The organism is Pedobacter gandavensis (assembly GCF_032678465.1).
GTDB classification, from domain to species: Bacteria; Bacteroidota; Bacteroidia; order Sphingobacteriales; family Sphingobacteriaceae; genus Pedobacter; species Pedobacter gandavensis_B.
This window is the reverse complement of record NZ_JAVTSK010000002.1, coordinates 437,601-461,236: the sequence shown is the minus strand read 5'-3', so window position 1 is coordinate 461,236 and position 23,636 is coordinate 437,601. Positions and strand designations below refer to the sequence as shown.

General features: G+C 40.7%; 20 protein-coding genes and 1 pseudogene. All 21 read right to left on the bottom strand.

From position 1 onward, the window contains the following. Positions 1–94 precede the first annotated feature (94 nt). Positions 95–829: a DUF3667 domain-containing protein gene (locus tag R2Q94_RS05055; protein ID WP_316820356.1), complete on the bottom strand. Its 735-nt coding sequence runs from the start codon at positions 827–829 to the stop codon at positions 95–97. Positions 830–1,039: 210 nt separating this feature from the next. After that, positions 1,040–1,528, bottom strand: a complete 489-nt coding sequence (locus R2Q94_RS05050; RefSeq protein ID WP_316820355.1) for an urease accessory protein UreE — start codon at positions 1,526–1,528, stop codon at positions 1,040–1,042. After that, the gene (gene hypB, locus R2Q94_RS05045) at positions 1,518–2,225 is read right to left on the bottom strand and encodes a hydrogenase nickel incorporation protein HypB (RefSeq protein ID WP_316820354.1); all 708 of its coding nucleotides are present in this window, start codon (positions 2,223–2,225) and stop codon (positions 1,518–1,520) included. Before hypB ends, R2Q94_RS05050 begins: the two co-directional genes overlap by 11 nt. Before the next feature lie 15 nt (positions 2,226–2,240). Next, positions 2,241–2,582 (bottom strand): hydrogenase maturation nickel metallochaperone HypA, encoded by a 342-nt coding sequence (locus R2Q94_RS05040; protein WP_316820353.1) that lies wholly within the window; start codon positions 2,580–2,582, stop codon positions 2,241–2,243. 12 nt (positions 2,583–2,594) lie between these two features. Next, positions 2,595–3,401: an urease accessory protein UreD gene (locus tag R2Q94_RS05035; RefSeq protein ID WP_316820352.1), complete on the bottom strand. Its 807-nt coding sequence runs from the start codon at positions 3,399–3,401 to the stop codon at positions 2,595–2,597. 12 nt (positions 3,402–3,413) lie between these two features. After that, positions 3,414–4,028: an urease accessory protein UreG gene (gene ureG, locus R2Q94_RS05030; RefSeq protein ID WP_316820351.1), complete on the bottom strand. Its 615-nt coding sequence runs from the start codon at positions 4,026–4,028 to the stop codon at positions 3,414–3,416. Positions 4,029–4,031: 3 nt separating this feature from the next. Then, on the bottom strand, positions 4,032–4,718 hold the full coding sequence (locus tag R2Q94_RS05025) for an urease accessory protein UreF (RefSeq protein WP_316820350.1): 687 nt from the start codon (positions 4,716–4,718) through the stop codon (positions 4,032–4,034). A gap of 1 nt (position 4,719) precedes the next feature. Then, a complete protein-coding gene (locus tag R2Q94_RS05020; RefSeq protein WP_316820349.1) occupies positions 4,720–5,211 on the bottom strand; it encodes an urease accessory protein UreE in 492 nt (163 codons plus the stop codon). Position 5,212: 1 nt separating this feature from the next. Then, positions 5,213–7,063 (bottom strand): urease subunit alpha, encoded by a 1,851-nt coding sequence (gene ureC, locus R2Q94_RS05015; RefSeq protein ID WP_316820348.1) that lies wholly within the window; start codon positions 7,061–7,063, stop codon positions 5,213–5,215. A gap of 87 nt (positions 7,064–7,150) precedes the next feature. After that, positions 7,151–7,447 (bottom strand): annotated as a pseudogene (ureB, locus tag R2Q94_RS05010) (urease subunit beta); the annotation flags it as partial. 18 nt (positions 7,448–7,465) lie between these two features. After that, positions 7,466–7,768, bottom strand: coding sequence for an urease subunit gamma (gene ureA, locus R2Q94_RS05005; RefSeq protein WP_182953713.1), 303 nt, complete (start codon positions 7,766–7,768; stop codon positions 7,466–7,468). A 48-nt stretch (positions 7,769–7,816) separates the two neighbouring features. Next, entirely contained in the window at positions 7,817–9,013 is a 1,197-nt protein-coding gene (locus R2Q94_RS05000; RefSeq protein ID WP_316820346.1) for a porin, read from the bottom strand. A gap of 93 nt (positions 9,014–9,106) precedes the next feature. Next, on the bottom strand, positions 9,107–10,507 hold the full coding sequence (locus R2Q94_RS04995) for a HAMP domain-containing sensor histidine kinase (protein WP_316820345.1): 1,401 nt from the start codon (positions 10,505–10,507) through the stop codon (positions 9,107–9,109). Next, on the bottom strand, positions 10,497–11,198 hold the full coding sequence (locus R2Q94_RS04990) for a response regulator transcription factor (protein WP_316820344.1): 702 nt from the start codon (positions 11,196–11,198) through the stop codon (positions 10,497–10,499). The genes R2Q94_RS04995 and R2Q94_RS04990 overlap by 11 nt, the downstream gene beginning before the upstream one ends. Positions 11,199–11,312: 114 nt before the next feature. Further along, complete coding sequence (locus R2Q94_RS04985) at positions 11,313–13,469, bottom strand: TonB-dependent receptor (RefSeq protein WP_316820343.1); 2,157 nt, start codon at positions 13,467–13,469, stop codon at positions 11,313–11,315. 90 nt (positions 13,470–13,559) lie between these two features. Further along, the gene (locus R2Q94_RS04980; protein ID WP_316820342.1) at positions 13,560–16,067 is read right to left on the bottom strand and encodes a zinc-dependent metalloprotease; all 2,508 of its coding nucleotides are present in this window, start codon (positions 16,065–16,067) and stop codon (positions 13,560–13,562) included. Between the two features lie 18 nt (positions 16,068–16,085). Continuing rightward, positions 16,086–16,652, bottom strand: coding sequence for a hypothetical protein (locus R2Q94_RS04975; protein ID WP_316820341.1), 567 nt, complete (start codon positions 16,650–16,652; stop codon positions 16,086–16,088). A 25-nt stretch (positions 16,653–16,677) separates the two neighbouring features. Then, positions 16,678–18,168 carry a RagB/SusD family nutrient uptake outer membrane protein gene (locus tag R2Q94_RS04970; RefSeq protein ID WP_316820340.1) on the bottom strand — a complete coding sequence of 497 codons (1,491 nt, stop codon included), beginning with the start codon at positions 18,166–18,168 and terminating at the stop codon, positions 16,678–16,680. A gap of 9 nt (positions 18,169–18,177) precedes the next feature. Beyond that, positions 18,178–21,615, bottom strand: a complete 3,438-nt coding sequence (locus R2Q94_RS04965; protein ID WP_316820339.1) for a SusC/RagA family TonB-linked outer membrane protein — start codon at positions 21,613–21,615, stop codon at positions 18,178–18,180. Between the two features lie 128 nt (positions 21,616–21,743). Then, on the bottom strand, positions 21,744–22,931 hold the full coding sequence (locus R2Q94_RS04960) for a FecR family protein (protein WP_316820338.1): 1,188 nt from the start codon (positions 22,929–22,931) through the stop codon (positions 21,744–21,746). 90 nt (positions 22,932–23,021) lie between these two features. Next, complete coding sequence (locus R2Q94_RS04955; protein ID WP_316820337.1) at positions 23,022–23,621, bottom strand: RNA polymerase sigma-70 factor; 600 nt, start codon at positions 23,619–23,621, stop codon at positions 23,022–23,024. Positions 23,622–23,636: the final 15 nt, after the last annotated feature.

Here is a 23,636-nt window from a genome sequence, read left to right as displayed (position 1 = left end):
GGAAAAAATATCCTTAATTTCTGCATGCTGGGTTATTTTTCAGCATTGAACTAATACTATCTCTATGCTATGAAAGCATGAGCCCGGTTTGTAATTAATGTAAATATTTAAGCCCGATAGTATTCAAAGAACTGTTAATCAATTGTTTTGTCAGCAAATACAAGATTGCAATGATTACAACCAGAATGATCAGGCTATACTTTTTAAAATCAAAAACAGAAAAATACTGATAATAGAAAATTATAACATACAAAAAGGTTAGAAAAGTCAGAACATTGTTAATCAAGAGAAGAAACTGCCTGTCTGCAGAAAAAATCATAATTATTGGTAAAACAAAACTGATCGTTAAGACCCCACATAACAAATACAGATTAAGTACGATGTGCTCTGTATAATTTTGTTTGCTTTTTTTTAACAATACAAAACTTGCAAAAGCAATAATTGGGATGTGTAGAAATATTGCAATTTTTGAGTAGTCTTTTAATAATCTAAAGGCTCCGGCAACCGATTTTCCATATAAATCCGATACTTCAATTATAGTCCATTTTTTCAGAAAATAACCTATGGTTAGCAAAAGAATTATTGTTGCAAAATAATTGTAGTGTTTTGCTCTTTTTCCATGTATATATTCTCTTATACTGTGTCCTGGTCTTGAAAATAATTCTTTTATCGTGTAAAAAAATCCGGTATCGAAATGAAATATTCCGTGAATAAAATCATGTTTAATAACGTGTCCCAAGGAAAATCTATGTATTGATGTTGCCTGACTGCAATTACTACAAAACTTCCCTATAATTTCTTCATTACAATTTAAACAATTATTCGTCATTGGTCAGTTCTGATATTTTGTCGGTTTAAGTTTAATTCTTCTATCTTTCTTGCTGCTGAGTGGTGTTATCTTGGATAAACTAAGCAACATTTCACTAATCGATCACAATATATGTACTTTATGCTTAATTAAATATCATTGTTAGGGATTTATAAAGCATAAAAAAAAGGCAAATTCATCATTTGCCTTTTTTTTATGCTGTTTTTAGTATTAGTTTTTCTTTTTGATGTTCTGCTCATAGATATTCCCGTAGCAATTGATGATTTGTGAAGGATCTAACCTGTAATTGGCCAGACTTACCGCATTCCCATACTTCTGCTGAAGCGCAGGAAACAAGCGGCCATCATAAGCAATGGCAATCTTGTGATCGTCGATCATATATATTGGCAAATGTCTGTTCCCTACATCGAAGCAGAACAGCCCCACCACTTCCATATTACTGGATTGCAGTACCATGCAGGTACAAGGTTTGATGAAAATCCTGACCACACATTTCGTGTCCTGATAAATCACTAAACCCTGTTTAAGTACTGCAGATGAAGGTTTATCCAGGTGGATCATTCTGCCTGCCAAACTTTTTCTTTTGATAATGGTACGGTTAACTTCATACCATTCCAGAACCAGGCTATCTTCTTCCTGATTGTTCAAAGGTTGTACGACAGGCAAACTGTCTATCCTGATGACTTCATTATTTTGCATTCTTTGCTCTTTTTTCTTCAACTTTAGCCTTCAACCAGTTACACCATTCGTCCATACCAGTATTGTGTAAACTGCTGATAGAAATTACCTCCAGGTTAGGGTTCACTTCTCTTGCATCTTTTGCTGCAGCTTCCACAGAGAAAGGAACGTAAGGCAATAAATCTGCTTTAGAAACCAACATCAACTCACTCGTTAAGAACATACGTGGGTATTTTTTCGGTTTATCATCACCTTCAGTTGAAGCCAATACCGTTACTCTGTAATCCTCTCCAAGGTCGAATGCAGCAGGACAAACCAGGTTACCAACGTTCTCGATGAACAATAAATCTGTTTCAGAAAGGTCAATATGGTCTAAAGCCTGTAAAATCATCTGTGCTTCAATATGGCACATACCACCTGTTACAATCTGTAGTGCATTGATGCCTACTTCTCGCATACGAACCGCATCTCTTTCTGTTTCAGGATCACCTACCAATACGGCAATACGAAGGTCTTTTCCTAAACGCTTTCCCGTTTCCTGCATTAAAGTGGTTTTCCCGGATCCTGGTGAAGAACAAATATTGATCACACATAGGTTGGGAATTCTATCTCTGATTGCTTTAGCTACAAAATCATTAGCTTTCAACAAATTCAGGGTTGTATTGTCACATTGTACCGACCCTACCGGCATTTGATTACTTTTCGGTGTTGCTGTCATGTTTATATTGTTATCTTAATCTTTAAAAATTACTTGACTGATTCGAAGTTCTTCTCCCTGCACAATCTGATCGGAAGACTGCCCGCATACGCACACAAATTTGTGAAAGCGTACCTCAAACTCGGAAGTACACTGTTTACAATACGCGATGATCGGCAGCAGTTCAATCTCCAATTCCGTTTCTTTGAATCTCGTTTCCTCCAATACAAAAGCTTCAAAAGCATTTTGAATCAGAATAGGCTGTACATTACATAATAACCCCGCCTCAATGGTTATTTTTGCGATATTTTCATAGTTCTCCGGATAAGCTTCCTCCAGGGTTTTGAAAATATCCTTTACGATTGCGATCTCATGCATAATAATCTCTGGTTAGGTGAGCTCCTCTACTGGTTTTTGATGTTCAAGAAAATCCGTACACATGCTGGCCACCGTTTTCAGGAAATTATACAACAGGTCGCCATTATTCCCCAGGGCGCGGACAAGAATCATGTCGTTCGCACACATGGTAAATCCAAAGGTGATGTCCTCATATTCTCCTCTAAAGATTTCATCCAGTTCCTTTTTAAAGGCTCCGGCAAAATCTGAAGCGATAATAAGAGTCGCCTGATGGGTATAACCTTCATGAAACAACATTTTATCAATCGGCTGCTCCTTAGGCTTTAATACCTGATTATCTATATAAACAATTTTACCTTCTTTATATATTTTGGTGGTACTGTGCAGCTTTTCAAATTGAAAAATCTCCTCACGTTGTACCCTTCCCGCACAAATGATATCTCCCCATAATAAGGTCGATCCTTCTTCCATTCTCACCTCATTCACCGTATGAAAGATCGAATCCTTAAAGGGGGTAATCGGGTATGGGATATATTGAAAAAGTGCATCTTCTCCTACCGATACCTGTGTGTACTGTGCAGCACCGGTTTTCATCGGATGCAACTTATTATAAGATTGAGAGTACAGATGAAGATTGGCTTTTGCGCCTACCTGAATGTCAATTTTCAATTGATCTTCGTCCATAATTCCCGGAGAAGAACTCATGATGATCAACTCCAGGTGCTGATTTTCTCGTTGAGAACCATAAGGCACTATTTTGTATGGCATATTGTAAAAGCTGTCTTTCATGACGCTCTTTCCTTCTTCTACACATACACTAATCTTTATTGCACTATCCATGATATTTATCTTTTATCCTTCTAATAAGGCATATTTCTTAATCCAGTTCTGTACCTCATCTAAACCTTGAAGGGTCATCATATTGGTCAGGATAAAAGGACGCTCGCCACGCATGCGTTTCGCATCACTTTGCATGATCGAAAGATCTGCACCCACATATGGTGCAAGGTCAATCTTATTGATCAATAACAGGTCTGATCTGGTAATCCCAGGACCGCCTTTTCTAGGTATTTTTTCCCCTTCAGCTACATCAATCACGAAAATGGTCAAATCGGCCAGATCCGGACTGAAGGTAGCCGTTAGGTTATCCCCGCCACTCTCTACAAAAATCAACTCCACATCGGGAAATTTCTCTGCCAGTTCCTCTACTGCTTCAATATTCATGGAACAATCTTCCCGAATTGCAGTATGCGGACAACCGCCAGTTTCTACACCAGCAATGCGTTCTGCTGGTAATGAAGAATTTTTCTGAAGGAAATCAGCATCTTCACGTGTATAAATATCATTGGTGACCACACAAATACTGTAGGTGTTACACATGGCTCTGGTTAACCTTTCGATTAATGCGGTTTTACCTGAACCTACGGGGCCTGCGACCCCAATTTTTACATATTTTCTCTTCGTCATTGCTTATGAAATATAAATCCGTGTATATAATTTTTCATGCTGCATACATCTGATGTCCTGTGCAATACAGCAACTTCCTAACATCTCTTCGGGCATCTGCTCCTGTGTTTCCACCAATTGATCAATTAAACCATGAAGGTTATACAGGATCTTTTGAGCATCCATCTGACTGATCGGTACCAGTTTGGCACAATTCGTCACAATTCCGTTGAGCGTGTTGTAATAAAAAGCATGTAAGGCATCCTTCATCGGAATTTTAGCCGCATGCGCATACATGGCAAAAGCCATTGCGTAATGTCCATGTACCTCCCCTTGTTTGATCGCCTGAAGGTATTTCGTACAACGTGGGACAGGTTTCAGATTCTCTGTTACTTTTAAAAAGCGGATGCCCAGTTTTTTACTGGCATCTCTGATTTCAAAAGGCGCTTTGTAGGCGCTGATCAGCTCGTCTAGTTCCTGGACTTTCGCCTTGGTCGCATTGCCATCACACATCTTCCAGGCCATCATAAAAAATGCGGCATCATTGTAATAGAAGTTGTGCTGCAGCATCGTTTCCGCGTATACTTTTACGGCTTTACTATCGTTCACAATTCCCTTACTCACATACGTCTCCAGTCCATAAGACTGGGTAAAGCTGCCGATTGGAAATGCAGAATCATTAATCTGTAATAGTGTCAGTAATGCATTCATCTTACTTGCTTGCTAATGAAATGACCTGTCCTGAGTTGCTCCATTTATGGATCATCAGGGTGGAGGTCTTTTCAATGATTCGAATTTCTTTTCGCGGTTCGAACCCACCCCTTTTTAAGAACCGATAAAGGGGGGATTCAAATGCGATAATTACTTCTTTGTCTTTATTTATAAAAACCGGGATGTGCTTATTTCCAATTTCAAAACATACGATGGCCATATCTCTCAAAGTGGCCGGTTTAAAAACAATACAGGCACTTGGAATGATCTGCACCACGATGATATCCCTACCCTCATGATAGATGATATCACCATGATACAGCTGCTCCTGTTCCAGGTTACGGATCGCAATTTCGCGACCCGTATCTGTTAGCATGCGCAGGATTCTCTTAGTGGTATCGTACCACTCCAATTGTAAAACCTCGATTTTACAGTTGGAATAACGCTTTGCATCGTCATATAGATTAGCAATAACCCGATCTACTTTTATCATACTAGAAAAGGAAATAACGTTGTGCCATAGGAAGTACTGCCAAAGGCTCGCAGGTAGCAATTACGCCATCTACACGTACATCATAAGTTTCAGGATCTACAGTAATGTTCGGCATGGCATCATTGTGCACCATATCTTTTTTCATCACCGTTCTACAGCCTTTAACTGGTAAACTGGTTCTCGCCAATCCGTATTTCGCAATACTTCCGTTGTCTAATGAAGCTTTGGAAACAAAGTTGAAACAGATGTTTGACAAGGCTTTACCATGGTTACCGAACATCATTCTGTAAACAATCGGCTGAGGTGTTGGAATAGAAGCATTCGCATCACCCATTTTCGCGCCCAGGATCATTCCGCCTTTGATCACCAATTCTGGCTTCACCCCAAACATCTCTGCTTTCCATAAAATCAAATCGGCAATTTTACCTGGCTCAATAGATCCTACATAGCTGTCAATTCCATGTGCTTTTGCTGGATTGATCGTATATTTAGAGATGTAACGTTTCACCCTGAAGTTATCATTACCTTTTCCTTCATCTTCTTTTAAAGGACCTCTTTGAATTCTCATTTTATGAGCAGTCTGGAAAGTACGGGAAATTACTTCTCCTACTCTTCCCATCGCCTGACTGTCAGAACTCATGATACTGAATACTCCCATGTCCTGAAGAATATCTTCCGCAGCAATCGTCTGAGGACGAATTCTTGAATCCGCGAAAGCCACATCTTCTTTTACGTTTTTATCTAAGTGATGGCATACCATCAACATGTCCAAATGCTCTTCTGCTGTGTTCACAGTATAAGGCTTGGTTGGGTTTGTGGATGCAGGTAAGATGTTAGGATACATCGCAATCTTCATGATGTCCGGAGCGTGACCACCACCAGCACCTTCCGTGTGGAAGGTATGGATCACACGACCATCAATTGCGCGCACAGTATCTTCCAGGAAGCCAGCTTCATTTAAAGTATCTGAGTGAATCGCTACCTGAACATCATATTTATCTGCAACCCTTAGTGCCATATCGATCGTCACTGGATTGGCCCCCCAATCTTCGTGGATCTTAACACCAAGAGCCCCAGCCTCTACCATCTCTTCAATTGGTGCCATTGTTGACACGTTTCCTTTACCAAACAAACCTACGTTGATAGGCAAAGTATCAAATGCCTGAAGCATTTTCTCGATATACCATTTACCAGAAGTAACGGTAGTTGCATGCGTACCATCTGCTGGTCCGGTACCACCACCGATAAAAGTGGTTACTCCACTGTAAAGTGCAGTTTCGATTTGCGTCGGACTGATGAAGTGAATGTGGGTATCAATACCACCAGCCGTAAGGATCATCCCTACACCACTGTGTACTTCTGTAGCAGCACCGATGATCATATTTGGCGTTACACCATCCTGAACATCAGGATTACCGGCTTTACCTACACCAACAATCTTACCATCTTTAATCCCAACATCGCCTTTTACAATCCCCCAGTGGTCGATCACCATCACATTAGTGATACAGAAGTCAAGTACACCTTCGTCTTCTAAAGCACGGGCAGATTGTCCCATACCATCACGGATGGTCTTACCCCCACCAAACTTGTTTTCTTCTCCGTATACCGCGTAATCTTTTTCGATCTCAATGAATAAATCCGTATCGGCTAAACGTACTTTATCGCCTGTTGTAGGGCCAAAAAGTGCTACATATTTTGCTCTCGGAATGTAAAGGTCGCCGTCAATATATTTAACGGATCCTGCTTCCAGGCCAAGTTTGTCCAATCCTAAAGATCTTAGACCCACTACACTACCCATGGCAGTCATCCCAACTACCTTAATCCATTCTCTTCTATTCCATTCTGCCATAATATTCTATCTTAATTTTACGGTTTTATATTTTTCTGCATTCATTTTTTCGATCGCCGCTGCTTTCACTTTCTCATCTGTATACTTACCACTGGTTAAGCCATTGAATCCGTGAATTTCCTTATTGCCACCAATCTCCACCAAAATGATGTCTTTGCTCTCTCCCGGTTCAAAACGGATCGCTGTACTCGCAGGGATGTTTAGTCTCTTTCCAAATGCACGTTCTCTGTCAAACTGCAAATGACGATTCACTTCAAAAAAATGATAATGAGAACCTACCTGTATCGGTCTATCTCCTGTATTGGTCACAGACAATGGCGTAGTTTCGTACCCAACATTGGCTTTGATGTCTTCTTTTCTAATAATGTATTCTCCTGGTATCATTTTTTATGATTTTATAGATTAACGGATTGGGTTGTGAATGGTCACTAATTTGGTTCCATCCGGGAAGGTAACTTCGATCTGCACATCATGAATCATCTCAGGAACGCCTTCCATTACCTGTTTTCTACTCAGCAACTTGGTTCCGTAATCCATTAATGCGGCAACTGTTCTACCATCTCTTGCTTTCTCCATGATCTCTGCACTGATATAGGCAATACATTCTGGATAGTTCAGCTTTACGCCTCTTTTGAGACGTTTGCTCGCAAGCTCACCTGCAAGATGTAGCATCAATTTCTCGGTTTCTCTGGGTGTTAAACGCATAACATTTTATTGTATTTAATTTATGATCTGTAGAATTTTTATTGTTTTTTAAATCGCACTTAGGTTGAAATAGGTTCCTAGAATAAAGCGATTGTTCTTTTCCGTTGGCAAACCAAGGCGGTTTTTATAACTGATTTTATTGTCGATATATCCTGCAAATAATTTCCAGTCTTTCGTCGGTACTGGTTTATATTCCAATGCAGCATAACCAGTCCAGTTTCTTCTGAAATTCTGACCTACTTCTTTGTCTTTGCTGGCACTGGCTGTTTCATAAGCTCCTTTTACGGACATTCCCCAGTGATTGGTAAATTGATGATCAAACCTAAGCACTGCAGATTTATACACTACATCTTTGCGCATGGTTCTATCCGTACCTGAATTTCCTCTAAAAGCATGGATCGCATTTGACGCCAGCATCGTATGGTCTACCCCATAGTCTGAATACTGAAGATCTAAATACACCTTTGTTCTTTTTGACTGGTACATATTTGCAAGGGAAACCGAATGGTTATCTGCTCCGGCAATCAGCTGGTTATAATTGTACGACCATTTGGTCTGCAAAGCTTTATTCAGGAAAGACCCCTGCCAGGTTAAATAAGCTCCCATTGGCCTGTTCGATTGTTTGAACTCAGCGGCGCCATAACCAGCGGTTTTAATCAGCTGATCCAGGGTTTCAGTGGAAGTATTATAGACTTGTAATTGAAAATTATGGTTTGGATTGATCTGGTGGGAAAACGTAGCACCTACAACGAACAGGTTCAGGAGGCGGTCTACATAATCCGTGAAGATGTATTCATACACAGGATTGTTGACAAACTCATAACTACCTACCGCAGCGGCTTGTTTACCCAAAATTACTTCCCAGTCCTTCTGTTTACCGAATCTATAATTTACCTGAGCATAGTCGAGCGCTCTGGATCCATTATCCTGAGTGGTGGTACCAAAACTTCTGTTGAGTCTGAAGCGGACTTTATAGGATAGATCCGGATTCAGATGTCCGCTTAGCAATAACCTGGTTTCATCCAGACGAAAGCTGGCATTTAAATCTCTATTGCTCTGTTGTCCGATGTTTAAAGAGGTACGCCCAAGTACATTGAGATTAAAGATGGAAGCATCCTTTGCCACAGCTTTTGTAGCTTCAGGTTTTTCCTTCTCTTGTTTTAGACTATCAACTGGTGTTTGTGCCGAGGCCATCATCGGACAAACTGCACATAAAACTACTCCTATACTGGTTCTGATTTTCATATCTCTAAACTTATTGATACAAGTATAGGATACAGACCTAATAACGCGTTAAAGCGGGTATTAACGCGTTATTAGCAGGAAATAAGAGTGAGATTAGAAATCAGCGATAGGACAGGTTATAGTCACGATTGTGCCTTTTCCCTCTGTAGAATCGATAGTCAGGGTAGCGTCATGAAGTTCAAAGATGTTTTTGGCGAGTACCAGACCTAAGCCATTTCCATAGATACTGCCTACATTTGAAGCCCTGAAAAAAGATTCGAAAATATGCGGTTTATCGCGATCTGGAATTCCGATTCCCTGATCCATTACCCGGATTACGATCTTGGAATGATCTACTTCAATACTGACTTTCACTTCCTTATCATTACCATATTTACAGGCATTGGAAATGATATTGGAAAGCCCGATAAAGAACAGGTCTTCGTTTACATAAACACTCAATAAATTACTATCCTCAGGAATATTAGAGAAATCAAGGAAAATCCGGTGGTTGTCGTTCAGGTAACCTTCGGATTCTTTCACTTTATACAGCAACTCATCAATCCTGACATGGCTCATATTCTGCACTTTGCCATCATAGCCGGTTCTGGAGAGTAAAAGCAGGTTACTTACAATCAGGTTCATTCGATCCACTTCTCTGCTCACCATCTCTAAAGAATAATGTGCAGGATGTTTAGGATCAAGACTATTCAGTGCCAGTTCAGATTCCCCACTGATGATGGTCATCGGTGTTCTTAAAGAATGTGAAGCATTACTAATGAAACTTCGCTGAGATTTCACAGCGATCTCCAGTCGGCTCAACATATCATTGATATTAGAGATCAACACTTCTATCTCGTCCTTTTCTTCAGTTTGCTTTTGATGTTTTGATTTTTTTGTCGACAACCGCATGTTGAGGTTGCTGATATTGATCTGACCAATTCGTTTATTAATCGATGCAATCGGATTCAAAAGCTTTTTCGCAAAATAGAAAGAGATCAAAACAATCAGAAACAGGAAGATGACTACCCCTGAAATCAATGCCCGGTTCAGATCGGCATGTTCTGCCTCACCAAATTCATCAACTGCTGCAGAAACAACCACCAGATTTTTATCATGGTCTTTGTCTTCAAAGAAAAGCGCAACATAAGCCGTATCATTGATCATCAGTTCTGCTTTACCATTTTCAATCGCCTCTTCGAAGAAGAAGTTACCCATGGGTAAAAGCGGTTCGTACAAGGGTTGCTTCTTGTTTTTTTCTACCCTTACCAGGTAATTTCTCCCAAAAGAAAACTGGTTGATGAACTGATTACTCAATTCGTAATAACCTTTGTCCTTATAACTTTTGGAGTTAAATACATGGGTACCTAACATTCTGGCATTTTCCTCTAATCGGATGTAAAATTTACTTTCCAGGGTTTTAGCGGTGAAATAAGAAACATACACTGCAAAGGACAAAAGAATCAAAGTTCCTATTGCCGAGGAAAGCAATATGATTTTGGTTTTAATTTTCATAAGTATCCTGCACTCTAAGTACGTAGCCCATACCAATTACAGTATGAATTAATTTAGGACTAAAGTTCTTATCTATTTTTTTTCGAAGATAGTTCAGGTAAACATCCACCACATTGGTGCTCAGATTGAAGTCCATTCCCCATACCTCTTCAAGGATGTCGACGCGGGTGATGATCCGGTTCATGTTCTGCATCAGGTATTCCAGTAACCTATACTCTGTAGCCGTCAGCACAATCACCTTCCCTGCACGGGTTACGGTTTTGCTGTCCTTATCCAGCACCAGATCGGCAATAGAAAGAATATTTGCAGGTGTAGGACGTACGGTACCCGTTTTACGCGCTTTACGATATACGCGAGCCTTTAATTCATCAATTTTAAAAGGCTTGGTCATGTATTCATCTGCATCCTGGTTGAAAGCAGCCACGATATCCTCCGTTTGGTTTAAGGCAGAAAGAATGATAATTGGCACATCCGGATCGGTTAATCTAATGTTCCGGCAAACTTCTAATCCGTCCATACCAGGTAGCATCACATCCAGAATGATCAGGTCAAACTGATGCATTCCTGCCATTTTTAATCCTGTAAGGCCGTCCATAGCCACACTGATGTCCATTTCACTGTTATCGTCCATCAGCCCTCTTTTGATCAAAGAAACTACTGCTATTTCATCCTCTATTAAAAGTACCTTCATCTTAATCTCCTTATCTTATACATTAAACCCGAATATTACAAAAATAGTGAAAAATGATGATTTGAAATTTAGAGCCTTAAAAAAAGGATATTCAAACGATAAGAGAAAGAAAATTTAGTGATTAAATTCATCCCCATTTATACTCATTAGAAAACTCAGTAAAAAGCTCCTTTTTGCCGGAGGTAAAATTGCCTCCCTCCTGCTCCCCTCAAAAGAATAACGGTACCCATAAGTGTTGTTTAAGCCCAACACATTATTGATGTTCAGGTTAAAAGCAGAGAAGCGCTTTTTCCAGTTTGGAAGGTAATTAATTCCAAGACTTACGTTGTGGTTGTAATGAGTCCGATCTGCCATAAAAACAGGATTTAAAGGATTAAAATAACTTCTGCCACTGCTGAAAGTGTAAGTACCTGAAAATTGCCAATGCACATTGGCTGTACTGCGCATGGCCACCAGGTTAAAAGTATGTTTGGGTGCAAAAGATGGTCGGGCTGCATTTTCAAAATCCAGGTAATTTCTTTTAGTATCGAGGTAAGAATAAGAAACATAATACTCTGCCAGGTCAATACTTTGTTTGTCTTTCCAGAAAACATCAAAACCTTTGGCATACCCCTTTCCATTGTTATTGAAATCTTCAATTTGCAATGGTGGACCATAGGCCTGAAAGCCAGAAAACACTGGCGTTTTAATTTTCACAAGCCGTTGGTAATCTTTAAAATATGCCGAAAACCTCAGGATACGGAAAGACATTTTCATTTCATACTCCAGTGCATATTGAATGGACTTTTCATCACGCAACTTTGAAGTTTGTGTGAGGAAACTATCGTCTGGTTTTTGATAGTAATGCCCATAAGAGGCTATTATTTTATGAATTGGACTGGCCTGAAAATATATGGCTGTGCGTGGTGCCAGATTCATTCTATCGAGATAGGCAGAAGACTCCAATCTTAGACCGGTTTTTAAATTCAGTTGATCCGTAAAATAGAGTTCAGATTCTGCAAACCCGGCGCTCAGCACATCACTGTACTTCCTGGACATTCCAGTATACCCTTCTGCCCTGGCATTTTCAAATAATTCAGCGCCAAGCAGAACTTGAGAACTTCCTCTGAACCTTTTTGTCAGCGATATTTTCTGATGCCAGACCTCATCATTCTGATAATATTCATCTGAATTTACCCATCCGGATTCCTGTGTTTTGTTATAGGAAACACCTGTAAAAAGTTTCCAATCGGATTTTAAAGTCTCCTGATAATTGGCATTCACATATATGTTTTTATTCCTGTTGTAAAGCAGGTCTTTCGTCTGGTAATTTGGATTATTGATCTTAAAGGAAAGTCTGGTATCACTGTAATCCGCAAAAACTTTAAACATTCCTGTTTCAGAGGTTTTATATTTATAATGCATCGAGAGTTGTTTTTGTTCCGGATCTTTCTCCCATTGCGTATTTTGAGCTACGATTTTATGGTAAGGAGAAAAATTGTAATAATTACCACCCAACATTAAAGAACTGTTTTTAAAACGATGGGTGTGCGCAGCTCCCATGCCGAGATCGATCAAAGAAAACTCTGTAGAAGATTTTAGGGCAACACCCCTTGTATCCATGGTCAAAACAGAGGACAAAGCTTGTCCGTTGGACGCGGTATAACCATTGGTACTAAAGGCCGTTTTATCAAATAAAAAAACGGAAAACCTGCTCCTGTTGGCAAGATCTGGCAGCCGACTACCAAAAGCATTTTTCACCAGCATCCCGTCAAACAAAACGGTCGTTTCTGCAGCGGTACCACCACGCACAAAAAAACCAGTTTCATTTCCTGCCGGAGCAGCACCCGGATAAGTTTGCAATGCCGCAGTTACATCCGCTGCAGCACCCGCAGTGAGCACCATTGCAATTGGACTCAAGGTGTAATTTCTGTTGAGTTCAGTAAGATTTCTGGTGTTCGAAATCAGAATTCCTTCTAAATCATGGTTATTTTCATGTAAGCTGAAATTGATCAAAACACGTTCTCCTTTGATCAGCACCTTAAGGCTATCACTAAGGTAGCCAATGGCAGAAGCCTGCAGCAGGTAGTTGCCGGAAACATGAACCTTAAAGCGAAACTCGCCCCGTTCATCAGTAGCAGTACCCAGAGATAGACTTTTAACGATGATGTTCACCCCAGGCATGGGTAAACCATTGGCATCCTGAACTTTTCCAGATAATATCGTTTGCGCATGACTTAAAAAAACAGACAAAACAAATCCTGCAAGCAGGCATAGCTTGTTGATCAGCATCTTAAAAAGATTAAAAAAAAGATATGGAAAAACAGCCTCCTGGTATAAGATACCCTGGAGGCTGTAAAGTTGAATTAAAGAGCGTGTTGTTTAACTTTTGGTATTGATGGCTTTAGAAATTCTACTTTCCAAGTCTATCAAATGATACTTATTTAGCGTTTCAGAAGTTTTCGGAATGGCTTGTTTGATGTTTTGCTGTAAGCTTTTTAATTCCGCTTTCACAATGGAATAAACATCCGTTTCAGTGCCTCCCGCAGATTTTGTAACGATCACATCCAACAATGCGCCCACATAGCTTTTCTGTAAATTTCTGCGGTAGCTATCCATGTTTACGGATGCTGATTTTAATTCTTTCCAGATGCTGTTGTGCACACCATTTAAATGCTCTACCACCGTGTAAGTCCCTTTTCCAAAGCGAATATTATTCGCTAAGATTTGATGTAAAACCGTAATATCCAGTAAAGTATTCAACGTTTTCACCTGCATATCCTCTATAAAATTTGCACCGGTTGGATTTTTCTTCGGATCAAATGTAGGGTCCATATCCATGTCCTGGATATTTGCGTTTAAAATCCATTTTGGAGTGGTAAACAACTCTTTATCAAAAAACTGAATGGCCTCAATCTGTAGTTTTCTAGGGGTAGCAGTATATACTGGTAACTTTTCATCTTCAGATCTGTAGGTTCTGTAAATCCCACCAACATTGCTCAATACATGGTTCAGATACCTGTAATATTGGTCTAATACAGCCACATGTGTTCTGGCCATATTGCCATACAAGCCCCCCCTTTCATAAGTCCATGTTTTTAGATTAGGCAATATGCGTTTCAGGTTTTTAATCCCATAGCTACTGGCCTTCATAGAATTGTCACCCAAATCTTCCGTTTGAACGCGTGGATCTCCACCTCTGGTTTCACCATCTCCGAACCATAACCTTGGGTTTTTACCTACACGGTCTACAATCCATTGCTTCACAATTTTCTGATCTTCATCCGCATTTGCCGCATGTGTACTTTTGTAGCCCCATTCTATTGCCCATTGATCATAATCTCCGATTCTTGGAAACAAATACTGCTGAGGAATATGATCTTCCGGTTGTGCCACATAATTGAAACGGGCATAATCCATAATACTGGCTGTATGGCCATTCTTTTTCAAATAGTTTAGGTTTCTTAAACTATCCACTGGGGTTTTGCTACTAGATCCAAAATTATGGCGTAAGCCTAAGGTATGTCCTACCTCGTGACTGGAAACAAAACGAATCAGTTGTCCCATCAGTTTATCATCAAACTTTCCTTTTCTGGCTTCCGGGTCTGTTGCACCAGCCTGGATCAGATACCACCTGTTTAACAGGTCCATCACGTTATGGTACCAGCCAATATGGGTCTGAATGATCTCTCCACTTCTTGGATCTGCAATATGTGGACCATAGGCATTGGCTACTTCAGATGGGAAATAGTTGATCATAGAATACCTGATGTCGTCCATATGCATCGTGGTATCGTTTTCAGGCCATGGTTTTCCAATGATGGCATTTTTAAAACCTGCTTTTTCAAAAGCCACCTGCCAATCTGAAATCCCATCAATCAGGGGTTGCACCCATTGTTTTGGCGTTGCCGGATCAATATAAATGACGATTGGTTTTTTCGGCTCTACCAATACACCTTTTTTCCATTTATCAATATCTGCATCTTTAGGCTCCAATCTCCATCTGCTGATAAACTTTTTAACTTCTGCACGCTGCTGATTGTCACCAAATTCATTATAATCATAGCCAAAATAACCTACCCTTTTGTCAAAAAACCTTCTTTGCATTGGTACTTTTGGAAGCAATACAAAGGAAGTATTGGTTTCCAGACTCACTGGAACAGATGCCGTACTACCTGCCTGAGGCTTAGACATCATCGTTTTGCTAATGGCAATTTCCAGATTGATTGGATAAGTTCGGATAGACTCAATCGCTGCATTTTTGAGAAAAGAAGAACTCAGTTCTTTGTCCAGACTTACTCCCGGATCGATGCTATTGATAAAGTTGGCATCCAGTAAGAACTTGGAAACATCAATGATGCAGCTGCTCGAATCTTTGGAATAGGCCACAATTGGAAAGCTGGCCACCAATGGATTTAAATTAGAGCGCAAAACGGCCTTATTGATGGCACTATTTGGATCTGCTTCATTTAACAATAAACTATACCGGATCCTTAAAGTCGAATCGGCTCCCTTTTCAAATTGAATGGTTTTTTCATCCAATTGCTCTCCTGCATACATCCCATAACCACCTGGTGCTTTAGACAAGCGGTTGATGACCATGATGTCTCTTTTCAAAAGACTATCAGAAATCTCAAAGTAAACGGTATCTCTATAACGATGTACAGCAAATAGTCCCTTTTCTGTTTTGAAGTTTTTATTGATGATAGATTCGTAAGGTTTGATCTTTTTGTTAGGATCGATTTTTGGCTTCAAATCTGCCTTTTTGACGGTATCGGCAGCTGCATGCTTTGCCTGTTTTGAACGTTTGCTCTTTTGTGCAAGCGTCAGCATGGAACTGCTCAGTAAAAAAGCAAGCATTAGATATTTACTATATTGATTGATTTTCATTGTGTTTGTATAAATAGATTAGTCGATGGAAAATTGTTGGCTTGCTTTTACACTCCTTACTCCAGGGAGATTGCTCATGAGCTGCGTAAAGCCTTTCGCTCTGATGGCCGATTTTGCATCCGATAGAATGACCACAGAAATGGAGAAAGTATGTTCCTTTTCCAGGTTATAATCCATTCTGCTCCCCTGTTGCTGGCGATCACTTCGAAGGTCGATCATCAGTCCTTTGTTGCCCATTTTAGCCCATTGTGCCAGATAAACAGAGGCAAAAGGTCTAAACATATTGATCAGGGCTAATGCAGAAGCATCGGCTTCCGCATCGGCGAGTGGAATACAAAGGTATGAACTGTTGTTGGCGGGATCCCCCAGATTGACAATGTCAGTTTCAAAAGCCATCCCGCAGGAAGTATAGGCCCGGCGGCCAAGGAACTCCTCCTCCAGACTAGCTCCTGAACTGCTAAAGCGGGGCATTTTCTTTCTTTCTACGGGAACATCAGCACCTCCTTCACAGGAAGAAAGCATGGAAATGCCCAGTGCAAGAAGGGCATAGCCCTTCCAGCCCTTGTTTAAAAAATAAGGTTTCATGGTTTTATATGTTAATTTGATTGTTTTAGTATCCTGGGTTTTGTGTGAGGTTAGAATTTGCAAGAATTTCTAGAGGGGGAATTGGAAACAACAAGTCATCGGCAGTAAGCCCTTGTTTTCCGGGGATAGCAGACAATACAGCAACTGCCTTCCCAGTTCTTTTCAGGTCGAAAAAACGATGTCCCCACTCCGCAAACAATTCTGTTTTCCGTTCCTGAGCTATAGCACTCATCAAATCTTGCTGAGCTACCGCATTGGTTTTCCCCAATCCGGCTCTGTTTCGGATGAGATCAATGTCTGCTACAGCCAGATCCGTTTTATGGAGCATCGCTCTCGCCTCAGCCCTGATCAAATGCAATTCTGCCAACCTGATCAGTACGTAATTGGTCCTGTCGGACTCCGTCTTCGGGTATTTACTGGCGAAATACGTTTTTCTCGCAAAATATGGCGCTACCCCCGGACTTGGATTGTAATCTAACCAGGTGTTTTTTCTTTGGTCATCAGCCTCAAAAGCATTTGTCAATTGTTCCTGTACGGTGATCCTTGGTGTCAAAGCATCTAAAAAACCGGCATAATTATCCGGATCGAGAAAAAAAGCCTGATCTGCAGCAGACAGATACGACAAAGGAAAAAGCGGACTGAAATGATTGATTTCATTGATCATACCCACATTTGTACTCGGATTGATTGTTAGCTGAAGAATAGTCTCCTTGCTATCCGGATCAAATGTTTTTTTCAGAGCTTCCAATTTGTAGGAAGAATTAGCAATCACCTGATTCGCATAGCTTTCAGCATTTCCCCAATCCTGAATGTACAGATAGGTCCTGGCAAGTAATGCTTCTGCAGCCACTTTATTGGCCCTGGATTTACTCATCACTGTTGCTTCAGGATCAGAAAAAAGGCTGATGGCCTCTTTTAAATCCTCAATAATCTGCTGATATACTTCCAACTGTTTCACTCTTTTTAACCTGATGTTCTTCCGGTAGTCGCTGCTCATTGGCAGCGGAATATCTCCAAAGAAATTGGTCAGGTAGAAAAACCCGAAAGCCCTAAAAAATCTGGCGGAAGCCTTAAGCTCAATCCGCTTGGTTTTGCTGAGTGTGGTCGCAGTTGAAGCCGCTTCCCCATCCAGAATCGCATTGGCTGTATAAATGGTTTTGTAGGTAGCCATCCATAAAACCTCCTTCGAAACAGAGTTGTCTACCAGGATTTTATTGTTATTGATCTCCTGATCTTCTGCAAATAAAACTCCGTTAGGAAGACTGAACTCATCTGCAGCCAGTCCACCGTAAATCGTTGCTCCTCCATTTAACATCGACAACATGCCGTCGCTGGAAATCATCTGGCTATACAGACCCGCCAAAGTTTGGTCGGCCTGCGCATCGGAAGAAAATATCTTCACACTGGTTACAGTATCTATGGGTTCATCTATATCTACCAGTTTCTTACAACCTGTCAATAAAAGCGCAATACTCATCACTGCGCAACTCAAATATCTAAAAGTTATTTTCATCATCATTTAGCGTTAAAAAGTACAGTTTAAACCGATGGTAATGGTGCGTGTCAATGGCAATCCGCCAAATGTTCTGACCTCAGGATCCAAACCATTGTAATTGGTAATGACAAAAATATTGTCGCCAGTCACATTCAGGGAAAGGTTACTAATGCCTATTGATTTTAACTTATCCGCAGGTAGTAAATAAGCCAACTGCAGACTTTGAAGTCTGATAAACGAGGCGTCGACATAAGCGGCATCAGAAGTGGCATATTGGCTATTACTGAGTTTATTGACTGTTGTAAATTTAGGAAACAGCGCCTGATCCCCGGGATTTCTCCAGGTATTTTCATACTCGTACAAACTCCTATTCTTATTACCAGTTGGCGAAATCACTTCTGTCGCCCTTTGTTTAAAGTAAGTGAAGCCGGCCATTAAGGAAAAGTTTTTATAACTGAAATTATGAGACATTCCTCCAAAAAAATCAGGGGAAGTATTGATGGCGATGATACGGTCGTCAGCTCCTGTCCCACTCGGAATATTAGATACATTCAATATCTTTCCATCGCCATTGGCATCCTGAAAGGTATTCTCTCCGGTCTGAGGGTCTACTCCCGTAAAATGATATACATAGGTATTGTTTAGGGATTGGCCAATTTTATAAGCCGCATAATAAGGGGATTCCTCAAATTTAGGGTAGCCTACCAATACATTTTTATTTTTGGAATAGTTAAACCCAGCATGCCAGCTAAAGTTTCTGGTATTTATAATTTTTCCGGAAAAACTAAATTCAATCCCACTGTTCTCCACTTCTGCAGGTGAGTTTAGAACCACGGTATTGAAACCGGAATATCCAGGTATGGGGAAAGACAACAGCTGATTATTGGAAAAATCGCGGTACATGGCGACTTCCATGCTGAGCACATCTTTAAAGAAGGCCAGGCTTAAAGCCAGCTCCGACTTTTTATTTTGTTGCCAATGAAAATCATCATTTGGCTGAATCTGCGGCACAAGTGGATTAACCCCCTCATATGGCCACATTTTTGCTCCCGAAGCACTAGATCCCCATTGCGTTAAATACTGATAATCTCCAATTCCATCACTACCAGTTACCCCATAACTTCCTCTGAACTTCAGTAAACTGATAAATTTGGGCAGGTTATGACTAACCCAGGGTTCTTCAGAAGCAATCCATGCCGCCCCCACAGAGCCAAAGTTCCCGAAACGATTGGCTGGACCAAAACGACTACTGCCATCCCGTCTTCCATTCAGATTAAGTATATACTTATTTTCCCAATTGTAGCTTAACCTTCCAAATACGCCAAGGTACTTATGAAACAATACCCTTTCTGAATTATCAAATTTAGTCGCAGCATTGATACTTTGCAATTGCTCATCCGAGGCAAATCCTGTGGCCGACAATTGCCTTACATTTGTGGAAGTCGATTGAAATGTGGCACCAAGTAAAGCATTTAATTTTCCTTTTCCAATAAAGGAATTGTACTCTGCCTGAGGTTCTATCAGGAAGTTCTTCACATTGGTATTGGCCGTAGAAATACTGGCTTGTGCCGATGGGTTGGTCACCAGATTATAGGAAGAAAGTGGAGTGATCAATCTTTGATCTGATGACATGGAATTGTAACCCAGATTTACGTTCATAGATAGATTCTTCCATACCGAATAACCTAAATTCAAACTCGAGTTCAATGTATTTCCAGTTCCCTTGCCCCTTTTTTGCAGCTGACTAAATTCGAACAGACCATCCTGCCATCCCCCAAAATTCAATTTTCCAGTTTCATCATAAACTTCTGGTGCATTTGGTGGTAATATGGACACATTACCCAGACTGTTCGCATTGTTCACATAGCTGGCATAGGAATTGGAGAAACTCATTTTGAATCGCTGATCTACACTGCTGTGTGACAGGTTCGAAGAAACTGAAATTCTTTGATTCGCTCCACTTACCACTGCAATGCTCTTTACGCGGTTCAGTCCGGTAGAAACCCTAAAATTAGTTTGCCGGTCACCGCCAGATAATCCAGCCTGGAAATCCGTGTATTGGCCAGAATACCCGTAAATGTAATCCTGCCAATCTGTATATCTGTTAGGATCATATTTGAGCAGTTCAGGTGCATTTATTGTGGTTGGCTTGATGCCATCATTTATAAAAGCCTGGTTCCTCATCTCTAAATACTGTTCAGTATTTAATAAATCCCATTTTTGAACTACCCGCTTAAGACCTTGTTTCCCATTCAGCGCGAATTTTGTTTCTCCCGCCTTTCCTTTTTTAGTGCTGATCAGAATGACCCCGTTTCCGCCACGACTCCCGTAAATTGCGGTAGCATCAGCATCCTTTAAGACTTCTATAGATTCAATATCCGCGGGATTTATACTGTACAGTGGGCTAATACCATCTGAGGTAGCTGCCAAACCACCCTGGTCCATTCCCTGTGAAATGTAACTTTGTGTGCTTGTACCCGAATTGGTAAATCTGGTGCCAAGAACTGTTAATGGCACACCATCTACAATATATAACGGTGCCCCTCCAAAATTAGAGTTAATGGAACTTCTTCCACGTAACTCCACTTTTGGCACACTCATATCATTGCCATTAGAACGCGTAATCTCCAGCCCTGGAACCAGCCCTTGAAGGGCAAGTATTGGATTCACGGCCAACTGCTTACTAATATCCGCGGCACTAACCCTAACAATATTTCCTGTGGTTAAGCGCTGTGTCGTTCTGCCATAAGCCTGTACCACAACAGCATCCAATGCATTGGTCGTTTCTTCAAGTTTAATCAGGAATTCCCTGTCTTTCCCCACAGGGACAGACTGAGTAATATACCCTATATAACTGCAGACTAATGTGTCAGTTGGAAGCACGTCATGAATTCCAAACCGGCCATAAGTATCTGTATAAACGGCTTTTTTGGTTCTTTTAACCATTACAGTTGCACCAGCCAGAATTTCATTGTTCTTCTTAGTCCAGACTGTGCCACCAATCACATTCACATTGAACTGCCTCCTGATGACTGCAACCACATCCTCTATATAAGACTTTTCTTTAATCAGGATCGTATTTTCCTCAATCTGATAAGTAAATCCGGTACCTGTTAAACACTGTTTTAAGGCCTCTGCTACACTTCCATTCTTCACATTCAGCATCACACCAGTAGGTTTCTTAATAACATTCGAGTCATATAATACATCATATCCGCTTTGCTCGCGAATTAATTTTAAAGCTTTTTCTAAGCTAATATTGGTTTGGTTGATATTGATTCTTTGTGCGAAGCTACTGGCACTGACCTGTAGCATAGCCGTAAAAGCAATAAAGAAAACGAGTTGAATACGCATAATGATCATTCGCCTTAAGGCTGGACTGAGTTGGTTAGGCTTCAGGTCCGGGCATATACTCAACTTCTGCACACAGGATTTTATCCTGCATGAGAAATTACTACTAAATTTCATACATTTGAATGGTTGGGTTATTGGTTTAGTTGTTTGTTCGCATAAATAAGTATTCAAGGATAATCCAATACCTTTCAGGAGTGTTAGCGCACTCCTGAATTTCTGGATCAGCCCGAAGTAGAGTAGAATTACTTCATCACAGTGATCCTCCTTCCCTCAATTTTAATTTTTATACCGGCAATGGGTTCAATAATTTTGAGGACAGCCGAGATGTTTTTAGTACGGGACACCCAGCCACCTAACTTAATCTTCGATGGATCAACATCCTGAAAAACCACCTCTACATCATACCAGCGTTCCACTTTTTTCATGACACTGGCCAGATCCTCGTCTTTGAAAATAAAATCTCCGTTTTTCCAGGCCATTACACTTTCAATATCGGCTTCAGCCAGCTTTAACTGTTCTTTCTTGATATTGAGAATAGACTGCTGACCAGGCTTCAGCATCACAGCTGCAGCTTTACTACTGGTTTTTACCGATCCTTGCAATAAGGTAGTGACCTGCTTCTCCTCATCAGGATAGGCACTAATGTTAAAATGTGTACCCAGTACTTCTACTACCTGATCCTGAGTATGTACCAAAAAAGGTTGATTGGCACGATGTGCAACTTCAAAGTAGGCCTCCCCGCTCAGCGTCACTTCTCTTTTCTTGTCTTTAAAAACGCTGGAATATTTCAGGGAGGAAGCTGCATTCAGCCAAACTTCAGTTCCATCAGGAAGCTGCAGCTGATACATTCCTCCTTTTGGTGTTTCAATCGTATGGATGAGGCTGGGACGGTCACTATGCTGATCGCTGATCTTGTAAACCAGTTGCCCATTCTTTGTTTTTGTCAACTGGATTCCGGCCTCTAAAGACTGAGTTCCATTTTTTAGGGTGTCCAACAGGATCACCTCACCATTACTTAATACTAAACGTGCTTTATTTGATCCCGGCCTGATCATACTCGCCGCCAGTTCCTGATCCTTATGATAGGTATAACTACGGTAAGTAAAAAATCCTGTGCCCATACAAAGGGCTATAGTGGCGGCTATGGAAATCCTGGCCCATAATTTCATTCTTCTTCCGGCAGGTAACTTCACATTTGCAGTTGGATTTCCAGCTTTCAGCACTGCCTTTAGCATCCTGTTCTCCTCTATTGCAGAAAATGGGCTCTGTTGCTGCTGAAAGTTTTCATAATACTCGTCCATTAACACTTCCAATTCCTGATCATATTTTGCGGAATGAACCATACGCATGAATTCAGACCGCTCAGCAGGACTGGCTTTCTTCTGGAAGTACTGTTTAAATAAATAAGAGAATCTATCTTTGTGCATCATGTTATTCTATGGGCCAAACAGAAATCGGCCTCATCAACACTAAAGAGTTAAAAGTTTGAAAAAGGGGGTAATGAAAATAAAATATTTTTTCTACTGTAAGATAATGGTACTGGTCAGCACCAGAATGATGCTCAGGTCCATACCGCCATTTACGTCTTTGCGGATAAATTGCACCGCTAACTGGATGTGTTTTTTGACGGTTTCTGGAGAGAGCTCTAGTAACCTCGCAATTTCCTCATGCTTTAAGCGATCATAACGGCTCATCTTATATACCTTTTGCTGCTGCTCAGGTAATTTATCAACTGCCAACTCTATGCGCTTCCGATATTCATCAGCTGGATTCTCCAACCCTTCCAATGCCATTTCATTAACTGCCTCTTTTTCAAACGCAGCATGGGAAACCGTCCTGGCCGCCAATTTCTTCAGCACCAAAAAGGTTTCATTTCTACACATGATATACAAGTAACCACTGAAATTATCTATAGCTGGTAGTGTTTCCCGCCTCAACCAGACTTTAATAAAGGAATCCTGGATAATCTCCTCTGTTAATTCAACAGAATCTGTGAGTTTATGCACAAATTCTGCAAGGGGCTTAACATACCAATGAAATAATTCAGCAAATGAACGCTCATCGCCTTCTGCTATCTTTTTTAGAATGTATTTTTCATCATCCAGTGGTCTGACTGCCATTATTTTTGCCCCTAT